Source organism: Acinetobacter sp. ANC 5414, assembly GCF_013004295.1.
Taxonomy (GTDB): Bacteria; Pseudomonadota; Gammaproteobacteria; order Pseudomonadales; family Moraxellaceae; genus Acinetobacter.
On sequence record NZ_JABERM010000035.1, the window covers coordinates 1 to 19,204 of the forward strand.

General features: G+C 42.0%; 16 protein-coding genes, 4 tRNA genes and 1 rRNA gene. 5 read left to right on the top strand and 16 right to left on the bottom strand.

Features of this window, described 5'->3' with window-relative positions:
• From HLH18_RS15550 to secA, 11 genes are all read right to left on the bottom strand, one after another.
• A 16S ribosomal RNA gene (locus tag HLH18_RS15550) occupies positions 1-211 on the bottom strand; the annotation flags it as partial.
• Positions 212-1,073: 862 nt separating this feature from the next.
• Positions 1,074-1,430, bottom strand: coding sequence for a transposase family protein (locus HLH18_RS15885; protein ID WP_350643752.1), 357 nt, complete (start codon positions 1,428-1,430; stop codon positions 1,074-1,076).
• Positions 1,431-1,513: 83 nt separating this feature from the next.
• Entirely contained in the window at positions 1,514-1,924 is a 411-nt protein-coding gene (locus tag HLH18_RS15890; RefSeq protein WP_214647367.1) for a transposase family protein, read from the bottom strand.
• Positions 1,925-2,199: 275 nt separating this feature from the next.
• Positions 2,200-2,276, bottom strand: a tRNA-Pro gene (locus HLH18_RS15560).
• A 3-nt stretch (positions 2,277-2,279) separates the two neighbouring features.
• Positions 2,280-2,355 (bottom strand) — tRNA-His (locus tag HLH18_RS15565).
• A gap of 42 nt (positions 2,356-2,397) precedes the next feature.
• Positions 2,398-2,474: transfer RNA gene (locus HLH18_RS15570), tRNA-Arg, on the bottom strand.
• 45 nt (positions 2,475-2,519) lie between these two features.
• Positions 2,520-2,596, bottom strand: a tRNA-Pro gene (locus HLH18_RS15575).
• Positions 2,597-2,746: 150 nt separating this feature from the next.
• The gene (gene nadA, locus HLH18_RS15580; RefSeq protein ID WP_171529243.1) at positions 2,747-3,814 is read right to left on the bottom strand and encodes a quinolinate synthase NadA; all 1,068 of its coding nucleotides are present in this window, start codon (positions 3,812-3,814) and stop codon (positions 2,747-2,749) included.
• Between the two features lie 150 nt (positions 3,815-3,964).
• Positions 3,965-5,185 (bottom strand): bifunctional glutamate N-acetyltransferase/amino-acid acetyltransferase ArgJ, encoded by a 1,221-nt coding sequence (gene argJ, locus HLH18_RS15585; protein ID WP_171529244.1) that lies wholly within the window; start codon positions 5,183-5,185, stop codon positions 3,965-3,967.
• Between the two features lie 158 nt (positions 5,186-5,343).
• Entirely contained in the window at positions 5,344-5,694 is a 351-nt protein-coding gene (locus tag HLH18_RS15590) for a hypothetical protein (protein WP_171529245.1), read from the bottom strand.
• Positions 5,695-5,879: 185 nt separating this feature from the next.
• Positions 5,880-8,600, bottom strand: coding sequence for a preprotein translocase subunit SecA (gene secA, locus HLH18_RS15595; protein ID WP_171529246.1), 2,721 nt, complete (start codon positions 8,598-8,600; stop codon positions 5,880-5,882).
• A 339-nt stretch (positions 8,601-8,939) separates the two neighbouring features.
• On the opposite strand from secA, the gene HLH18_RS15600 reads away from it, so the two are divergent.
• The 3 genes from HLH18_RS15600 to HLH18_RS15610 all read left to right on the top strand — a co-directional run bounded on the left by HLH18_RS15600 (position 8,940) and on the right by HLH18_RS15610 (position 11,393).
• The gene (locus HLH18_RS15600; RefSeq protein WP_171547530.1) at positions 8,940-9,575 is read left to right on the top strand and encodes a peroxiredoxin; all 636 of its coding nucleotides are present in this window, start codon (positions 8,940-8,942) and stop codon (positions 9,573-9,575) included.
• Positions 9,576-9,999: 424 nt separating this feature from the next.
• Positions 10,000-10,815, top strand: coding sequence for an MBL fold metallo-hydrolase (locus HLH18_RS15605; protein ID WP_171547531.1), 816 nt, complete (start codon positions 10,000-10,002; stop codon positions 10,813-10,815).
• Positions 10,815-11,393, top strand: a complete 579-nt coding sequence (locus tag HLH18_RS15610; protein ID WP_502708155.1) for a dual specificity protein phosphatase family protein — start codon at positions 10,815-10,817, stop codon at positions 11,391-11,393. The genes HLH18_RS15605 and HLH18_RS15610 overlap by 1 nt, the downstream gene beginning before the upstream one ends.
• A 19-nt stretch (positions 11,394-11,412) precedes the next feature.
• Here the strand turns inward: HLH18_RS15610 and HLH18_RS15615 are convergent, their stop codons facing one another.
• From HLH18_RS15615 to trpA, 4 genes are read right to left on the bottom strand one after another with little or no spacing between them, the layout of a single operon-like run.
• The gene (locus tag HLH18_RS15615) at positions 11,413-12,435 is read right to left on the bottom strand and encodes an SPOR domain-containing protein (protein WP_171547533.1); all 1,023 of its coding nucleotides are present in this window, start codon (positions 12,433-12,435) and stop codon (positions 11,413-11,415) included.
• A complete protein-coding gene (gene folC / locus HLH18_RS15620) occupies positions 12,426-13,709 on the bottom strand; it encodes a bifunctional tetrahydrofolate synthase/dihydrofolate synthase (RefSeq protein WP_171547534.1) in 1,284 nt (427 codons plus the stop codon). The genes HLH18_RS15615 and folC overlap by 10 nt, the downstream gene beginning before the upstream one ends.
• Entirely contained in the window at positions 13,706-14,602 is an 897-nt protein-coding gene (accD, locus tag HLH18_RS15625; RefSeq protein ID WP_171547535.1) for an acetyl-CoA carboxylase, carboxyltransferase subunit beta, read from the bottom strand. The genes folC and accD overlap by 4 nt, the downstream gene beginning before the upstream one ends.
• Entirely contained in the window at positions 14,599-15,402 is an 804-nt protein-coding gene (trpA, locus tag HLH18_RS15630) for a tryptophan synthase subunit alpha (RefSeq protein ID WP_171547536.1), read from the bottom strand. The genes accD and trpA overlap by 4 nt, the downstream gene beginning before the upstream one ends.
• 364 nt (positions 15,403-15,766) lie before the next feature.
• Between trpA and HLH18_RS15635 the strand changes: the two genes are divergently transcribed.
• The gene (locus HLH18_RS15635) at positions 15,767-17,098 is read left to right on the top strand and encodes a Na+/H+ antiporter NhaC family protein (RefSeq protein WP_171547537.1); all 1,332 of its coding nucleotides are present in this window, start codon (positions 15,767-15,769) and stop codon (positions 17,096-17,098) included.
• Between the two features lie 40 nt (positions 17,099-17,138).
• On the opposite strand, the gene HLH18_RS15640 is transcribed toward HLH18_RS15635, so the two are convergent.
• A complete protein-coding gene (locus HLH18_RS15640) occupies positions 17,139-18,176 on the bottom strand; it encodes an AraC family transcriptional regulator (RefSeq protein WP_171547538.1) in 1,038 nt (345 codons plus the stop codon).
• Between the two features lie 134 nt (positions 18,177-18,310).
• Here HLH18_RS15640 and HLH18_RS15645 point away from each other — a divergent pair, with 134 nt between their 5' ends.
• Entirely contained in the window at positions 18,311-19,192 is an 882-nt protein-coding gene (locus tag HLH18_RS15645; RefSeq protein ID WP_171547539.1) for a metal-dependent hydrolase, read from the top strand.
• The last annotated feature ends 12 nt before the right edge of the window (positions 19,193-19,204 follow it).

Here is a 19,204-nt window from a genome sequence, read left to right on the forward strand (position 1 = left end):
AAGGTCCGAAGATCCCCTGCTTTCCCCCGTAGGGCGTATGCGGTATTAGCATTCCTTTCGAAATGTTGTCCCCCACTAATAGGCAGATTCCTAAGCATTACTCACCCGTCCGCCGCTAGGTCAGGTAGCAAGCTACCTTTCCCCGCTCGACTTGCATGTGTTAAGCCTGCCGCCAGCGTTCAATCTGAGCCATGATCAAACTCTTCAGTTTAAAATCAGTAGTAGCTTATGGCTACCAATCTTGGCTCATCAATTTTCTGACAAATATTTCTCAAATAAACTTCGAGTAATTTCTACCATCAATCAATGAAAATAATTTCGATCGATCAACCGGTAAAAATCCACACAAGTTGTTCTTCATAATCTCTTAATGATCTTCTTGCTACTTCGTCAGCAGCAAGCTAGGTCGGCTATATTACTCTCTATCTCTAAAAAGTCAACAGGTTTTATTGATTATTTTTAAACTCATCCAAGACTTCCAGATTCACACCACTCAGGCTAAATCCTTGTTTCTCAACAAGTTTTAATCAACATCACCGCCGATGGATGTGCATTCTACAGCATTTCAGGTCAGACACAACCCCTTTTCCACATTATTTTAGAAATAACGCTTCGACTGTTTATTTATTCTTCAAAATGGTGGGTTTTTTCTTATTTTTAAGTTTAAATTCACAAAGTTTTTTAGTTTAAGACTCACAAACAAGCCAAATAGAATCCACATCCATATCATTTTAATTATTTTTACCATTCTATTATCTATATTCCGCCCCTCTAATTTCTAAATTACACCTACCCATTAAATGCAATATAAAAACCAGTAAAAACACACAGAATAAAAAAGGAGTCACCAAATCCAAAACAAAATCACCCATCAAATAAATCAACATAAGAAAGTATTTCAAATTTCCATTTTCCTCAAAGCAACTCATCCGTGTCTTCACCCCCTACTTTCCACTGGTTTTATAATAACACCATCGAGAGCAATCAAATTACTCCCAAGATTTAAACCACGATCACTAAAGATTATTCAAACGATGTTGAATGTTGAATATTGAATAAACCTCTTTCATAAATCATTTTTTGCTCAGTTCCAAGTTGTAGATTCCAGCGATTAAATTGAATCTCAAACCGAGTCTTTTACCTCTATTTCGATAACGCTCAGCAAGGATTTTGAAGGTTTTCAGGCTACCAAATACATGTTCAATACCTATTCTTCTTTTATTGATTTCCTGATTGTAGATTTTGAGTTCAGGATCCAATTTACAGTGTCTTTTGGCTTTTAATGGCAACAGGCTATTCGGATACAACGCATAAATCCCCTGATAGCCTTTATCTGCAAGGATAAAAACCCCAGAAGGAATCTGGTTTAAATTGCATTTGAACAACTCGAAATCATGCACTGCACCGCGACTGGTACATAAACTCAGAATTTGCTGAGTTTTGTATCAGAATTTGCTGAGTTTTGTAGTGAATCATGGCCTGTACTTTAAAGGTGTGCGTCTTTTTCTTGCCGCTATAGCTTTTCTTCTGTTTTTTTAGGCCTTTGGATTGGAATTTCTGTGGCATCTACGATCACAACATTCCAGTCTATGCCTTCACCTTCAGGTAAATCTTTGGGTAAATTAAACAGATTGGACTGAATCAGACAGTCTTCAACATGACGTACAATTCTTGAGGCTGTTGGTTCTGAAACTCCATAGCTTGTCGCAACGTGAAATAAAGTTCGATATTCCCGCCAATAGCTTAGGCTGAGAAGAACCTGATCCTCCACGCTTAACTTGGGCGGTCTGCCTTTAGTTGTAACATGCTTCTTTAATTGTTCAACCATTAAATAGAAGGTTGACCAGGAGATGCCCGTATATCGCTTGAACTGTGTTTCAGAAAGCTTCTTTGAGTCGATGTATTTCATCCGCAGATTATGCACAAATACTAAAAATCCGGGGTACAAATATAAATCAAAAATATGATCACTTTTTGATTTATGAAAGAGATCTAATATTGAATATTGAATATTGAATGTTGAATGTTGAATGTTGAATGTTGAATGTTGAATGTTGAATGTTGAATGTTGAATGTTGAATGTTGAATGTTGAATGTTGAATGTTGAATGTTGAATGTTGAATGTTGAATGTTATTATTAAATTTTAGACATAAAAAAACCGCATTTAAGCGGATTATTTATATCATCTTTTAGAAAGATGGTCGGAGCAGTAGGATTCGAACCTACGACCCCCTGGTCCCAAACCAGGTGCGCTACCAAGCTGCGCCATGCTCCGAATTGGGGTGAATGATGGGGCTCGAACCCACGACAACCGGAATCACAATCCGGGGCTCTACCAACTGAGCTACATCCACCGTTACAACATTTTCAGATTCTAAATATCAAGCAACCATAAATGGTGCGCCTGACAGGATTCGAACCTGTGACCATCCGCTTAGAAGGCGGATGCTCTATCCTACTGAGCTACAGGCGCATGACCTATGATATCAAATACCATGAAACCTTTGCCTTGAAGAATTGGTCGGAGCAGTAGGATTCGAACCTACGACCCCCTGGTCCCAAACCAGGTGCGCTACCAAGCTGCGCCATGCTCCGATTCATCTTAGCTTCATACTGCAGTTCGTGCGGTACGGTGTGCATTCTAGGCGTGACGTCGAATAACGTCAACACCTATATTCAAAAAAAATTAAAAAAACGCTTCAAATGTATATTTATCAAGCATTTTAGCTAATTTATATACAATTATTAGCGTTTTAAATTGGCACTGAAGTTCAACATGCGATCAAGAGGTAATTTAGCCCGTTCCGCAAGGGCTGGATCGACGTATATTTCTTGATCACCCTTTTGCAAAACCGCTAAAATTCCATCCAATTCATTCATTGCCATCCAAGGACAATGTGCACAAGAGCGACAAGTTGCCCCCTCACCTGCTGTTGGTGCTTCAATCAAAATCTTGTTTGGCACGGCTTGTTGCATTTTATAGAAAATGCCACGGTCGGTTGCCACAATCAAACGTTCATTTGGCAGTGTTTGTGCTGCTTTAATCAGTTGCGAGGTACTTCCTACTGCATCTGCAATGTCTACCACCGATTCGGGTGACTCTGGATGTACCAAAACAGCCGCATCTGGATAGAGTGCTTTCATGTTGGCAATACCACGTGCACGAAATTCTTCATGCACAATACAGGCACCATCCCAAAGCAACATGTCAGCACCAGTTTTCTTTTGGATGTAACGACCAAGATGCTGATCTGGTGCCCAAATAATCTTTTCACCCAAACTATCTAGATGTTCAATAATTTCAACTGCACAACTCGATGTTACCACCCAATCAGCTCTGGCTTTGACTGCCGCAGAAGTATTGGCATACACCACAACGGTATGACCAGGATGTGCATCACAGAACGCAGTAAACTCATCAACAGGACAACCCAAATCCAAAGAACAAGTCGCTTCTAAGGTTGGCATCAACACTGTTTTTTCAGGAGAAAGAATTTTCGCTGTTTCTCCCATGAATTTCACACCCGCCACCACCAAGGTTGAAGCTGGATGGTCACGGCCAAAACGAGCCATTTCTAACGAATCTGAAACACAACCACCAGACAGCTCCGCTATCTCTTGAACTTCGGGATCGCAATAGTAATGAGCGACAAGGACAGCGTCGCGTTTTTTGAGTTCTGCCAGAATTTGCGCAAACTTTTCCTGTTTAACCTCATCACTCAAATGAATATCTTTAGGCTCACCTAAACGATCTAAATGCGCCTGCACAATCGATTTAGCCTCATTGGCAATTAAATTGGTCGCATCGTTCATAAACGTCTTCTCTATCCTTGGTGCTTGTTAGACTACAAGCAGCACACTCAATTTACTGATCAGAATGGCATCTTGCTTTTTTGACCAGTCATTAAAAACTTTACATTATAAAAAAGCCTCACTACGGAGGCTTTTTTCATTCAACTAAACTTAAGAACGGTAATCTGCATTGATCTTGACATAGTCATAAGACAGATCACAGGTATAGACCGTGTCTTTTGCCTGACCTCGTCCTAAATCAACACGAATCGTCATTTCAGCTTGAGACATCACGCGCGCGCCAGCTTCCTCCGTATAGTCCGCTGCCGCACCACCATCTTTGCAGATCTGTACATCATCTAACCAAACCTGGATTTTTTCAACGTCTAAATTTTTAACACCTGCATAACCAATCGCTGCAAGGATACGCCCCCAGTTTGGATCGGATGCAAAAAATGCAGTTTTAACCAGTGGTGAATGGGCAATACTATAAGCAATATCGCAACATTCTTGGGTATCTGCACCTCCTTCAACAGTAACAGTAATGAATTTGGTAGCACCCTCGCCATCACGCACAATCAGTTGTGCTAGACGTTTCATCACGCGGGTTAAAACCTCTAAAACCGCAGCATAACGTGCATCATCAGTCGATGTAATTTCTGCACCACCGGCCTGACCGGTCGCCACAAAAATACATGAGTCATTGGTTGAAGTATCGCCATCTACCGTAATACGGTTGAATGAAACATTTACCGTTGTTTTTAATAATTGCTGTACCAATTCACGGCTGATCGGAGCATCTGTTGCAACATAGCTGAGCATAGTCGCCATATTCGGACGAATCATGCCTGCGCCTTTTGAAATACCAGTCATGGTGTAAGTCACACCATCTAACTCAAATTGTTCAGATGCGCCTTTAGGTAACGTATCTGTGGTCATAATGCCCGTCGCTGCATCTAACCAGGCATCATCGCGTAATGAATCAAGTGCAGGTTGTAAACCCGCCATCAAGCGTTCAATCGGTAATTGCTCACCAATCACCCCGGTTGAAAAGGGTAAAATTTCGTTATCTGACACACCAGCAAGTTCAGCCAGTTTCGCGCAAGTCGCTTGTGCATTTGCCATTCCGATTTTTCCGGTACCTGCATTGGCATTGCCGGTATTAATCACTAAATAGCGTGGATTACTGACTTGAAGATGCGCTTTACAGACATGCACAGGTGCCGCACAAAATGCATTTTGAGTAAATACACCAGCAGCATTTGAGCCTTCAGCAAATTCAAAAATGACCAGGTCACGTCGGTTCTGATAGCGCACATAGGCTTCAGCTGAACCAATTTTTACACCTTTAACCACATGCATCTGTGGCATTGTTACGTCGCCCACCGCCATTTTTAAACTTCCAAATAAGTTCGTGATAAAAAGACAGCTTAGTAGAAATTGACTAAAAAATCGAGCAGAACACTTGGTTTGATTTATTTTTTATTGGATGGATGTTTCCAGGCACAAAAAAACCAGTCTGCAGACTGGTTTAAAAAAACAACATAACGTTAGTTTGACGCTAATTGGGAAGCTTCTGACAATAATGCCTGTTTGGCTTTTTCTTGACTCGCTGTAGATAAAGCAGGATTTGAAGCCACGATACGATTCACATTAGCTGCATTGGCTGCAGTCACCGCTGTAGTTTTCAATACCACCGGGCGTTGATTCGGATTAGCAAAAGTATAACGAATACCAGTGCGTGGGCTTGCGACTGTAATGTTACCGTCTTGAGCAACTGCTGGAGCTGTGGTTGCACCACGCGCAGCTTGTACTTTGTCTACGGTTGTTGTTTGATTTGCAAAAGTCAAAGTAGGAATAGCTAAAGCTGCAATCATCAATAGTTGTAATACTTTTTTCATTGTCTTTCCGCTTTTCATCAGTGTTCGATATGCAACTAAATACCACTTAATTGGGTTCTCTGCAAACGTATTCACATCTTGAAAAACTAAATAATATATTTAGATGGAATTAAAAAAGCCACTTTAGATAACACCTCTCAATGAACAAGAGGAATATTTAAAGTGGCTTTGCAGTCTGGGTAAAATTAAATTTTACCGTGACATTGTTTGTATTTTAGACCTGAACCACATGGACAAGGCGCATTACGGTTTGCAGGTGGAATAATGATTTGTTCATCCACTGGAGTATATTGTGCATCTAGATCTGCAGTCACATCAGCGGTTAAACCATCCACTTCAGCATGAGAAAGATTTAAATGCATCGCTTCAGCTTGCGCTTGTTTCTGTGCTTCCATTTCAGCTAATTCTTCAGCTGTAGGCACATGCACACGTGAAAGGTCAGTAATCACATCCGACTTAATCACCGCAAGCATATTGACGAATAAGTTAAATGCTTCTTTCTTATACTCTTGCTCTGGATTCTTTTGTGCATAACCACGCAAGTGAATGCCTTGACGCAAGTAATCCATAGCCGCCAAATGTTCTTTCCAATGACGGTCCAAAGCGCTCAACATGAAGTGACGTTCCAGCATTGCTGCAGATTCATCACCCATTTGCGCACGACGATCACGATAGCGGTTCACGATTTCATCAGAAATACGTTCCACCAAAGCTTCTTCATCTAAACGACGGTCTTGTTCCAACCATTGATTCACCGGTAAATCGATGCCCAGATCATCACGTAATGCACGTTCTAGACCCTCAATATCCCATTGATCATGAATCGATTCAGGTGGAATATAATTTGCAATCACACCTTTAATTACTTCATGATGCATTTCTTCGATGTAATCTTGTAAAGTACTTTCAGCAAGCACTTCATCACGTTGCGAATAAATGATCTTACGTTGTTCATTATTCACATCATCGTATTTCAACAGGTTCTTACGAATGTCAAAGTTACGTGCTTCAACTTTACGTTGTGCATTTTCGATGGAACGTGACACCATTTTGTGCTCAATGGCTTCATCTTCTTGCAAGCCCATTGCACGCATCATGGCTACAACACGATCACCCGCGAAAATACGCATCAAGTCATCTTCAAGCGACAAGTAGAAACGTGAAACACCCGGGTCACCTTGACGACCGGCACGGCCACGTAACTGGTTATCGATACGACGCGATTCGTGACGTTCTGAACCAATAATATGTAAGCCGCCAGAAGCCAATACCATTTCATGGTTTTGTTCCCATTCGGCTTTTAAGCGTGCTTCATCTTCAGCGGTATAGTTTTCAATTTTGGCAAGCTTGGCTTTCCAGTTACCACCGAGCAAAATATCGGTACCACGACCGGCCATATTGGTGGCAATGGTCACCGCATTCGGTGAACCTGCTTGCGCAATAATGTCAGCTTCGCGCTCATGTTGTTTTGCATTCAAGACTTCATGGGCAATACCGGCTTCTTTCAGTTTATCCGAAAGAATTTCTGAAGCTTCAATGGTTGCTGTACCAATAAGAATCGGTGCAACACCTGCTTCATGAATATTTTGAATTTCCTGAATAATTGCGTTGTATTTACCATTACGATTTAAATAGATTAAATCGTTTTGGTCATTACGAATCATGGGACGATGGGTTGGAATAAGCACCACATCCAGACCATAAATTTCTTTCATTTCCGCCGCTTCAGTATCGGCAGTACCTGTCATACCTGAAAGCTTTTTGTATAAACGGAAATAGTTCTGGAAAGTGGTTGTTGCAAGGGTTTGGTTTTCAGGTTGGATTTCCAGACCTTCTTTTGCTTCAACTGCTTGGTGCAAACCTTCTGACCAACGGCGACCCGGCATGGTACGACCGGTATTTTCATCAACAATAATCACTTCGCCATCATGAATGATGTACTGAACATTACGTTGATAAAGATAATGCGCACGAATGGCAGCCGTAACATGATGAACCAGGTTCAAGTTAGCCGATGAATACAAGCTCTCGCCTTCAGCCAATAACCCCATGTCTATCAGTTCTTGTTCAACCATTTCATAACCGACTTCGGTCATTTCGACAGAGCGTTGTTTTTCATCAATCCAGAAGTGACCACCATCGGCTACTTTTTCTTCTTTTTGCGGAGTCAGTTTTGGTGGAATGCTATTGATTGCAGCATACAATTGTGAAGAGTCATCGCTTTGACCCGAAATAATCAATGGTGTACGCGCTTCATCAATTAAGATCGAATCGACCTCATCGATAATGGCATAAGTCAAGCCACGCTGTTTTTTCTCAGCCAGCGAGAACACCATGTTGTCACGAAGATAGTCAAAACCGAATTCGTTATTGGTACCGTAAGTAATATCGGCACGATAGGCTTCTGCTTTTTCAGTCGGATTTTGCATTGAGTAAATAATGCCAATGCTTAAACCCAAGAATTCAAATAATGGACGGTTGAGTTCAGCATCACGTTGTGCCAAATAGTCATTCACGGTGATGACATGCACACCTTGACCACTAATCGCATTTAAATAACAAGCCAAAGTACCCATCAGGGTTTTACCTTCACCAGTACGCATTTCTGCAATTTTACCTTCGTGAAGCGTAATACCACCAATCAGCTGTACATCGTAATGACGCATCCCCATGATTCGTTTTGCCGCTTCACGACAAACCGCAAATGCTTCAGGCAATAATTTATCCAGGCTGTCGCCCTTGTTATATCGTTGTTTGAATTCTTCAGTTTTTGCAGATAAGTCTGCATCGCTTAGTGCAGATATCGTCGGCTCGAGCGCATTAATCTTATCTACGATTTTACGCATGCGTTTGAGTTCGCGCTCATTTTTGGTACCGAAGATGCCTCCGATCAGACTTGCCAACATGAATAGACTCTCTAAATCTTGCTTGTCGAATGAATAAATTTTTTCTCAGTCGTTATTATGGTGCTAGAAATTTGAAGTACAAGGCTTTTGCACAAAACCAATAAAAAAATTCTGATCACTCGTTCTAGCACGTGACAGCTAAGGGAAAACAATGTAACAAATTTTAAACAGCCAATATAGTCATAAAATCCGTGATTTATACAGATTTTACAAATCAAACCAGAACCGTATATTCTATTTATTCATAAAGAAATACAAAAACGCTATTTTCCTTGCAAAAAAAAATGCGTCATATTAGATCGCATCAACATACATAACAAAGCATATGAGGCTATAAAAATGACATTACGTTTAGGCGATACTGCACCGAATTTTGAGCAGGACTCAAGTGAAGGCAAAATTAATTTCTACGATTATCTAGGTGACAGCTGGGGGATTTTATTTTCCCATCCTGCTGATTACACTCCGGTATGCACGACTGAACTTGGCTATACCGCAAAGCTGAAAGATGAATTTGATAAGCGCGGGGTTAAAGCCATTGCCCTGTCGGTCGATGATGTCGAATCGCATCATGGCTGGATTAACGACATTAATGAAACACAACATACTACGGTCAATTTCCCGATCATTGCCGATCAGGATCGTAAAGTTTCTACTCTTTATGACTTTATTCACCCCAATGCCAGTGAAACCCTGACTGTTCGTTCTTTGGTGATTATTGATCCAAACAAAAAAGTTCGCTTGATTATTACCTACCCGGCTTCAACAGGACGTAATTTTCATGAAATTTTACGTGTCGTCGATTCGCTACAACTGACCGACAAGCACAAAGTTGCTACACCTGCCAACTGGCAACAAGGGGAAGATGTGGTAATTGTACCTTCTCTTCAAGATGAGGACGAAATCAAAAAACGTTTCCCTAAAGGCTATACAGTGGTTAAACCTTATTTGCGCTTAACGCCACAGCCTGAGTGAGGATCAGCAAGACAGTGCCTTGCTCGAACGCAAGACGAGAAGCTATGCTTCGAGTTAAAATTAAAGCAGTGCTTTTATTTTTGCGCAAGACAAACGAAGTGCGTAGTTTCAGAATAGAAGCATCACTCCGCCCTGAGGAATATATTCCGCAAGAAGACGAGTAACTATGCTTCGAGTTAAAACTAAAGCCGCTGCTTTTGTTTTTCGCAAGCAAACGAAGTGCGTTCCAACTCAAGCCTTTACGCCGATATCACTCATATACTGCAAGTTCAGGACTAAAATGACGAGCCAAATCCTGATTTGCTGAAAGCCTGTCTGATGACAGGCTTTTTTATTCTGCTAAACAATTGAATTACAAAATCAAGTTGGTGTTTATTTCACAGGCAGTTTATAAATACGCCTAATCATCTTAAGAATAAATATTGTGATTTATAACATCCATCATTTGCACTGCGGCACCATGTGTCCTGTTTGCGGTCCTCTGTTTGGGCAAAAAGGCTTGCACGCCAAAGTGGTTTGTCATTGCCTACTGCTTGAAACCGATCAAGGTTTGGTACTGGTAGATACCGGTTTAGGCATACAGGATTATCTACATACCAAAGCCCGCTTAGGTAACCTGGTTTCACGACTGGGTCGGATAGAAAACAATTTAGAACTGACTGCCATTGCACAAATCCAACGCTTGGGCTTTAGCCCGCAAGATGTGCGACATATTCTGGTTTCACATCTGGATTTTGATCATGCTGGTGGTATTGCAGATTTTCCACACGCCACCGTACATCTGCTCTCCAGTGAATATAATGCAACGCAAAGTTTTTTCTCACTGAAAAATAAAGCACGCTATAAAACCCAACAATTCAAGCAACATCGTTACTGGAATTTCATCGAACCTGAACAAGGAGATGCTTGGTTTAATTTACATCAGGTTCAAGGCTTCCACTTATTTCAAGATGAAATTTTAATGATTCCCTTACTGGGTCATAGCAAAGGTCATTGCGGGATTGCGATTAAGCAAAAAGAAGGTTGGCTGTTCTTCTGTGGCGATGCTTACTATTCACATCTGCAGCTTGACCCTAAAAACAAACTCCGAACTTTGGATAAACTGGAACGTGTCTTTGCCGAAAACAATTCAATGCGTGTAGACAACTTGCACAAAATTCAACAGCTCGCACAAACGGAAAAAAATATTGAAATCATCTGTGCGCATGATCCAGTCGAACTGGAACGTTATCTAACATGATTAAAAGAACAGCTGTTGCCCTTTTACTGAGTAGCTCAAGTTTGGTGGGATGTATCACCTCGCCCACAATTTCATCGCAACAGCGTCCTCAACACTGGGGAACAGTACTTAATCAAAGAGATAATTTTTATCAAATTAGTGAGCAGGTCTTTCGTAGTGAGCAACCCACGGCTGAACTGATTCCACAATTAAAAGCACATGATATTGATGTAGTGATTAATTTAAGGTCACGAAATAAGGATCTAGCTGTTCTACCATCCACAGATTTTAAATTGGTTCATATCCCCATTCACACCTGGGCAATGTCGCGTGAAGATTTATTACAGGTCATGCAACAGATTCAGCAAGCCAAAGCACTTAATCAAAAGGTACTGATTCATTGTTATCACGGCTCAGACCGTACTGGTGCAAGCATTGCCATGTATCGAATTATTTTTGAAAACTGGAAAATTGAAGATGCACTGGATGAAATGAAACATGGCGGCTATGGATTTCATCCGATCTGGGTTCATATTGAAAAGATATTTAGCCCCGAAAACGTAAAATGGATTCAACAGCAACTGTCGAATCCATTTTAATTTTTAGCTTAAACTTGATTTAGCGCTTATCGAGAGGCACCCATTCAATCACCCAAGCCGATTTCATGTTCAGGCTTGCATCAGTGTTGATTTTCTTACGTGCCGCATCTGCTGCATCACGATCTTTAGATGGCCCGACCATAATGCGAACACCTTTCGATGTTGGACTTTTGGTGACTTTGTAGCCTTTAGCACGTAACTTGGAGGCAACAGCATCTGCATTGGCTTCATTTGCTGCCAAAGCAACTTGTACCATCCATTGCTTGTCGCCATTTTCCAACAGATCACGTGCTTTTTCAGCCTCTGCCTTTTTCTTGGCATCTGCCTCACGTTTTTCTTCTGCTTTTTTCTTTTCTGCTTGGGCTTTCTTCTCTGCTTCTTGCTTTTCAGCTGCCTTACGTTTTACTTCAGCCTCACGTTTGGCTTTTTCATCAGCCGCTTTTTTCTCTGCTGCTTTCTTTTCAGCCGCTTTCATATCCGCTATTTTTTTATCAGCTTCGGCTTTACGTTTATCTTCAACTGCTTTTTTATCAGCATCAGTTCGCTGTTGTTGAGCTTTCTGCTGATCTAACTTTTTTTGCGCAAGCAGCTTTTCTTCAGCTAAACGCTTTTGTTTAACTTTTTCATCTTCCACCAGTTCAGGAGGAATATTATCCGAGCTTTGCTGTGCACCGGTACGATGGGCATTTAATGCCGCATACTCTTCGGCAGCTTTACGTGCAGCCTCGGCTTCAGCCTGTTGTTGCATCACTAAAAATTCAGCAGCACGGGCTTCTTGTTCTGCAACCGCTTTTTCACGCGCACGACGTTGCTCTTCCAGTAAACGTTTTTCTGTTTCAACATCGACTGTTAAAGCCTGCAGCTGAACCATTTCGCCTTCTGGAGCCGGCTTTTTCTGTGTGACTTGAGCTGCAAGCTCGGGGTTTTTAAGTTCGTTTTGATATATTTCTTCTTTGCCTTTCAGGAGCAATGCTGTCAATAAAACACCACCACCTAATAAAACAACGCCACCCATCCAGCGTTGTTTGCTATTCATTGACATTCTTCCAAATACTCCCATACCGCTTCTAAGGTATGAAATGAACCACATACCAAGATCAGCTGATTATTCTTTGTTTCATTTAGCGCTGATTTAAAAGCCAATTGAACACTGTCGAAGTGTTGTACTGTTTCACCATTTAATGCTGCATCGAGCTGCTCAAGCGGAGCTGCTCGCGGAACCGTTAATGGTGAAATTTTCCATTTTAAAACAGTATCTTTCAACAAGTCTGCGACAGAATTGATATCTTTATCCGCCAACATGGAAAAAACACTGACCACTTCTGTGTACTGTTTATTGTATTCTAAAAATTTTCGCAACTGATTTAACAAAAAATCTACGCCATGGGGATTATGTCCGGCATCAAAGATCACCGTTTTGCCCTGAATCTTGCGAATTTCAAAGCGACCTTGCAGACGTGCCTGCTGAATACCTTGAGCGATTGCTGGTTGAGTCACGCTTAAACCGCTGACTAAAATTGCTGCGACTGCTGTGGAAATATTTTCCAGTGCCAAAGCACCTGTCGGTAATTTTAAAGTTGTACCTGAAGATGCAAACATCCAGGCTTGACCATCATCCGTATATTGATAAAAGTAATCACGATCAGCCACATACAATGTTGCATTGCATTCATCGACTTTATTTTTAATGGCTTGAGGAAGTTGTTGCATACCACCAAAAATTACCGGAATATCCGGACGAATAATTCCGGCTTTTTCAAAGGCAATTTTTTCAATCGTGTCACCGAGCCAATCGGTATGATCTAAACCAATATTGGTAATCACGGCGACATCTGGCTCAATCACATTCACCACATCGAGGCGACCACCCAGTCCAACTTCAAGCACCCAGACATCGCATTGTTTGGCTTTAAAAATAACAAAAGCGGCAAGTGTGGTGGCTTCAAAGAAAGAAAGGCTTAAATCACAATCACGACGAGCTTGATCCACTTGCACAAACGCATCCACCAACGTTTGGTCATCCACCTCAATGCCCGACAACTTTACTCGTTCATTAAAACGGTAAATATGTGGTGATTGATACAATCCGACTTTATAGCCCTGCGCATTTAAAATGGCAGCCAAAGTGGTGGTAGTTGAACCTTTACCATTGGTTCCCGCTACGGTCAGAACTTTTGCCTGTGGACGGGTCACACCCAGCTTTTCAGCCACTGGAATGACGCGTTCCAGACCTAAATCAATCCCCGTAACGTGAACATGGCTCCAATAATCGAGCCATGTGTTTAAAGAGTCTGTTGCAAGTGGTGCTGTGTTCAAGGCAAGTTCATCAGTTTCGCGACAATACGATAGACTGTATCACGTAATGCGTGACGATGAACAATTTGATCGATTACACCATGATCAAGCAAATATTCAGCACGCTGGAACGGTTCTTCCAGTTTTTCACGTACGGTTTGCTCAATCACACGTTTACCCGCAAAACCAATCATGGCTTTAGGTTCAGCAATATGCACATCACCCAACATTGCAAGTGAAGCGGTTACGCCACCATAAACTGGATGGGTTAATACCACCAAATACGGCAAACCTGCATCTTTCATGCGTTGAATCGCTGCTGAAGTACGTGCCATTTGCATAAGTGACAACATGCCTTCCTGCATACGTGCACCACCAGATGCCGCGAAGCAGACTAAAGGTTGTTTCTCTTTAATGGCGCGTTCAGCCGCTTGCACAAAACGATCACCAACCACTGTACCCATTGAACCGCCCATAAAGTCGAATTCAAATGCACATGCGATTAAAGAAATATCTTTCAGTAAACCCTGCATCACAACCAATGCTTCTGTTTCACCGGTTTTCTTTTGCGCTTCAGACATACGGTCCGGATAGGCTTTGCTATCTACAAATTTCAGCGGATCTTTGGCCACAAATTCCTGACCCAGTTCATTTTGAACCTGATCGAAGAACCAGTTTAAACGGTCGCGTGCTTTCATACGCAAATGTTCATCGCACTGCGGACAAACATAAGCGTTAAATGACATCGCGGTACGAGTAACCAGTGCGTGACATTCAGGACACTCAATGGTTGGCTCTGTAAAGGTTGCTTTGAGTGCTGTTTGCTCATCAGGGGTGTGAATACCCGGAACATGACGTTCCGTCCACGGCGTCGCTGGGCTTAGAATTTTGCCTATTTTCACTTCTTGATTCATACTAACTCATCGAGCGCGGCTCGAAGCTCCTTGACTTTATTAACCGTTTCAAAAACAGCTTGTTCTGGCGCTAAGTTCGCAAATTGTTTGACAAAAGCACTGCCCACAATGACCGCATCAGCCGCTACACCCATGGCTTTCGCAGAGGCAGCATCGCTAATACCAAAACCGACACCTACAGGAACGTCAGTCACAGCTTTAATTTTCTGGATACGGGCTGCCGCTTCAGATACATCTAAAGTTGCCGCACCGGTTACCCCTTTCAAGGACACATAGTAAATAAAGCCACGGGCTTGATTTGCCACATGCTGAATACGTTCATCCGTAGATGTTGGCGCAAGCAGGAAGATTTGATCCATGTCGAATTTTTTCAACACGTCATCCAAATTTTTTGCTTCTTCCGGCGGTAAATCCACCAGAAGTACACCATCTACACCGCATTCATTGGCATAAGACACAAACTTTTCATAACCAATCACTTCGACCGGGTTTAAATAACCCATCAAAACCACTGGTGTTTCTGTGTCTTTCTGACGGAACTCTTTCACCATATTCAAAGCGTCCAGGGTATTGGTTCCACCTGCCAATGCACGTTCTGCTGCAAGGGCAATCACTGGACCATCTGCCATAGGGTCTGAAAATGGAAGACCAAGTTCAATCACATCCACCCCTGCCTCAACCATTTGGTGTAACAATGGAACGGTTACTTCTGGATGAGGGTCACCAGCCATTACATAAGAAACTAGCGCTTTACGCTGCTGAGATTTAAGCTGTCCAAAACGAGTGGCTAAACGTGACATAAGGCTATGCTTTCCTTGAATTATTTAAAAACTGAGGAGTTGGCTTTGTAGAAATACAAGACAACGCATTGTAACGCTATTTTTTACTCATTGAATAGAGCTCAAACATTTCACGCTACATTAGACTGACAATCTCATTTTTTCAGAACAATCCGAGAACACCATTTACTGATATTTACGATTTTTTCTCAATGATCAAAGATGCCTAATTTTGCTATTTAAAAAAATAACCAGTATTAAGATAAACTTATTTTTATTGGTAAAAAATTGATAAAAATAATTAGCTTAGCTTTTACATTTAAAGTTTTATGAAATAGCAAAACCTGCACTATACTACGCACGATTTTCATTTTTTCTATTTTATATGACTCCCGAATCCCAAGGTGAAGTGCACGCTCGCGCGCTAGCATTGCTACCTCTTATTGTATTTTTAGCTATTTTTTTAGGCAGTGGTATCTATCATTCCATCATTGGTACCGAGTTTGCTTTTTATCAGGTTAAAGCACCTGTGGCAGCTCTGCCTGCCATTATTCTTGCCGTGCTGATTTACCGTGGAAAATTGAATACCGCCATTGATGAGTTTTTAAAGGGTGCCAGTCATCCCAATTTAATTCTGATGTTTATGGTGTTTATGCTTGCAGGAGCATTTGCCAGCACCACAAGTAGCATTGGCAGTGTTGATGCAACAGTGCAATTGGGTCTCTCGATTATCCCGCCCTCCTTTGTGCTGCCCATGCTGTTTGTGATCTCGGCATTTATCGCCACTGCGATGGGGACTTCCATGGGCACCATTGCTGCCTGTGCCCCGATTGCCTTTGGTTTCTCCCAAGTCACCAATATTGAAGCAGTCTACGCCATTGGCGCAGTGGTGGGCGGTGCCATGTTTGGTGATAACCTGTCGATGATTTCAGATACCACCATTGCAGCCACCAGCAGTCAGAAGGTTCAGCTACGCGATAAGTTCAAAGTTAATGTCTGGATTGCGGTTCCTGCCGCCGTGCTCACTATCCTGATTTATGCATTTGTTAGCCATGATTCACAAACCATTGAATATAAAGATTACGACTTGTGGCTGATTTTGCCGTATGTGACAGTGTTCTTTCTGGCTTTTTCACGTTTGCATGTACTGGCCATTTTAACCCTTGGGGTGGTTCTTTCAGGTCTGATTGGTATCATGGTCAGCCCGGATTTCGGCATCTTGAAGTTAAATACCTCCATTTATGATGGCTTTGTAGGCATGTTTGAGGTGGCACTACTTTCGATGTTCTTGGGTGGCTTATCGGCCATTATGCAAAAAGAAGGTGGACTACAATGGCTCATCCAACGTATTTACAGTATTACCCGTTTATTTAAAGTTGGACGCCAACATGCGGGTGAGTTGGGTGTGAGTTTTCTAGTGGTGTTTGCCAATCTGTTCGTTGCCAATAATACCGTTGCGATTATTTTATCGGGAGATATGGCGCGTGAAGTGGCCAAAGAATATGGCGTAGATCCTAAACGTGCTGCAGCATTGCTGGATATTTTTTCCTGCGTGATCCAGGGCGTGATTCCCTATGGTGCTCAATTACTTCTCGCCTGCTCTATTGCGAAGATGTCACCGGTAGAGCTGATCGGGAATATTTACTATTGCTGGGTCTTGGCAATCGTGGCGATACTGGCAATTGCATTTCGTTTCCCTCGCTTCAAACCTGTTTAAATTGATCTATATTTTAAAGCGACCCAAGTGGGTCGCTTTTTTATGACTCATGCGGATCTTTCAGCTGTTGTTTCCTGTGTAATAAGGTTTGACCGCTATAGGCCTTATAAGCACGAGCCAAAGCAGATTGATCTGAATAGCCCAATTGCGTGGCAATATCGGTCAATTGCATGTCCTGCTGCAATAATTGATCACAACGTTTCATGCGTTCCATCTCAACAATCTTTTTAAAAGATAAATTCAGGTCATTCAATTGCCGCTGCAGTGTCCGTGCAGATACATGCAATTCATTCGCAATCTGCTCAATTTTGGGCACACTATTTTGCACGCGCAAATATTCAGCCACCCTCATATGAATATGCTGATCTAAACTTTCATAATTGGGCTTGGAAGCAATCGCCTCTTCTGCTTGGCGCAGTAAAAGTTGCATTAAGGAAGGATCCGCCAATTCCGATTTTAAATCCAAACTGTCAGAACTAATCACAAAAGAATATTGGGCATGACCAAAGCTAACTTCACAACCAAAAAACTTCTCATAATGATAACGCGCCATCTGCGGCGTATGCGCAAACTGCATACTCAGCAATTGCAACGAGGCTGGAAAAATTTGCTTGGCCAAATGTGCCATACAGGCTGAAGTCAGCTCATTTATCATCGCATATCGTTCATCATGCAGCGGCCAGGAGAGATAAATCTCTTTATCCTGATGCAGCATTTGCATAGGAATGACTGCTGCACCATCAATCACCAACCGGCTAAAGCGAATAATATTTTGTAAAGCTTCGGCCACGCTATTACTACGTGAGGCCATATAACCCAACACACCAAAATGCTCTGGCCGTATATAACGTGCCATTTCAAAAATCAGCTGCGGGCAATTGAGATGTTGCTGGGTACGCTGGATGACTTCTAAGAAAAAGGTATACGGTGATTGAGTATCAATCGGCAGGTTTAAGACATGCCGTAATTGCGCATGGTGATCTTGCAGAAAATCAAGTTGCAATCCATCCAGCCCCCGATCTGACAAAAACATTTGCCACAGTTGAAAATAACCATTGGGAATCTGCAGTTCTTGCACAATGCATCCTTGTTTTTTGACATTTTAAATTTTAATTCTGTCGTAAAATGTATAAAAAATGGCAAGTACTGTCAAAACAAAACTAAAAAAGTCCGACATACTGCAATGATCCAAGGCGATTGAAGTAAAATAAAATGAATGCTATTGCCCAATCTCAAGTCCAACCTGTGGTCCGCAGTAACCTTGATTTTAAACTGAATGAAGTTCCGCGTTTTTGGTTTGGTGGCGATCCGTTTATTACCCGCATGTTTGATGCACTCAGCCTGACTTTTCCAGATGGTGAACGCTACTTTATTCAGTCGGTACGTTTGTTCCGCGATCAGATTACCGATCCAGACTTAAAACGGCGTGTGGCTGATTTTATTCGTCAGGAAGCGCAGCACGGTATAGCGCATGACAAAATGAATCAGGTTATGAAAGAGCAAGGCATGCCGGTGGATCAATTGATTCAGCGTTTAAATAAAATTTTTAAATTCGAACTGGAAAAGCGTTCCCCTCAATACAATATTGCCATGACAGCTGCGGCTGAACACTTGACTGCCCTGATGGCAGAAACCTTTTATGCGAATAAAGACACCTTGCGAGATGGACATCCTTATGTCCGCGCGCTATTTGCCTGGCATGCAATTGAAGAAATGGAACATCGTGATGTGGCTTTTGATGTGATGAAACAGGTTGGAAATGTGCCTGAGTCTACGCGAATATTTACATTGCTATGGACGACATTGCTCATCTTTGGCTTTACCATTTACCGTGCCAATGTGATGTTAAAGTATGATGGCTTTACCCTACTGCAACGTCTGCAAATGAACATTCGCGGTTTACCGTGGTTCTTTGGAAGTAAAGGTAAGTTAACCAAAATGAGCAAGCAATATCGCGACTGGTTTAACAAAGACTTTCATCCTAGCCAACACCCTGTGATTGCACAATATAATGTCTGGGTAAAAACTTTAGAAGAAACAGGTGATCCCATCCAAGCTGGGGAAGCTTTTTGGCAAGCGGCTAAAGAGTCATAATAGTTATTGTAT

Excerpts from the sequence above, each read along its gene's own strand:
- nadA (WP_171529243.1), bottom strand. The coding sequence starts at position 3,814 with ATGAACGATGCGACCAATTTAATTGCCAATGAGGCTAAATCGATTGTG.
- argJ (WP_171529244.1), bottom strand. The coding sequence starts at position 5,185 with ATGGCGGTGGGCGACGTAACAATGCCACAGATGCATGTGGTTAAAGGT.
- HLH18_RS15590 (WP_171529245.1), bottom strand. The coding sequence starts at position 5,694 with ATGAAAAAAGTATTACAACTATTGATGATTGCAGCTTTAGCTATTCCT.
- secA (WP_171529246.1), bottom strand. The coding sequence starts at position 8,600 with ATGTTGGCAAGTCTGATCGGAGGCATCTTCGGTACCAAAAATGAGCGC.
- HLH18_RS15600 (WP_171547530.1), top strand. The coding sequence starts at position 8,940 with ATGACATTACGTTTAGGCGATACTGCACCGAATTTTGAGCAGGACTCA.
- HLH18_RS15615 (WP_171547533.1), bottom strand. The coding sequence starts at position 12,435 with ATGTCAATGAATAGCAAACAACGCTGGATGGGTGGCGTTGTTTTATTA.
- accD (WP_171547535.1), bottom strand. The coding sequence starts at position 14,602 with ATGAATCAAGAAGTGAAAATAGGCAAAATTCTAAGCCCAGCGACGCCG.
- trpA (WP_171547536.1), bottom strand. The coding sequence starts at position 15,402 with ATGTCACGTTTAGCCACTCGTTTTGGACAGCTTAAATCTCAGCAGCGT.
- HLH18_RS15635 (WP_171547537.1), top strand. The coding sequence starts at position 15,767 with ATGACTCCCGAATCCCAAGGTGAAGTGCACGCTCGCGCGCTAGCATTG.
- HLH18_RS15645 (WP_171547539.1), top strand. The coding sequence starts at position 18,311 with ATGAATGCTATTGCCCAATCTCAAGTCCAACCTGTGGTCCGCAGTAAC.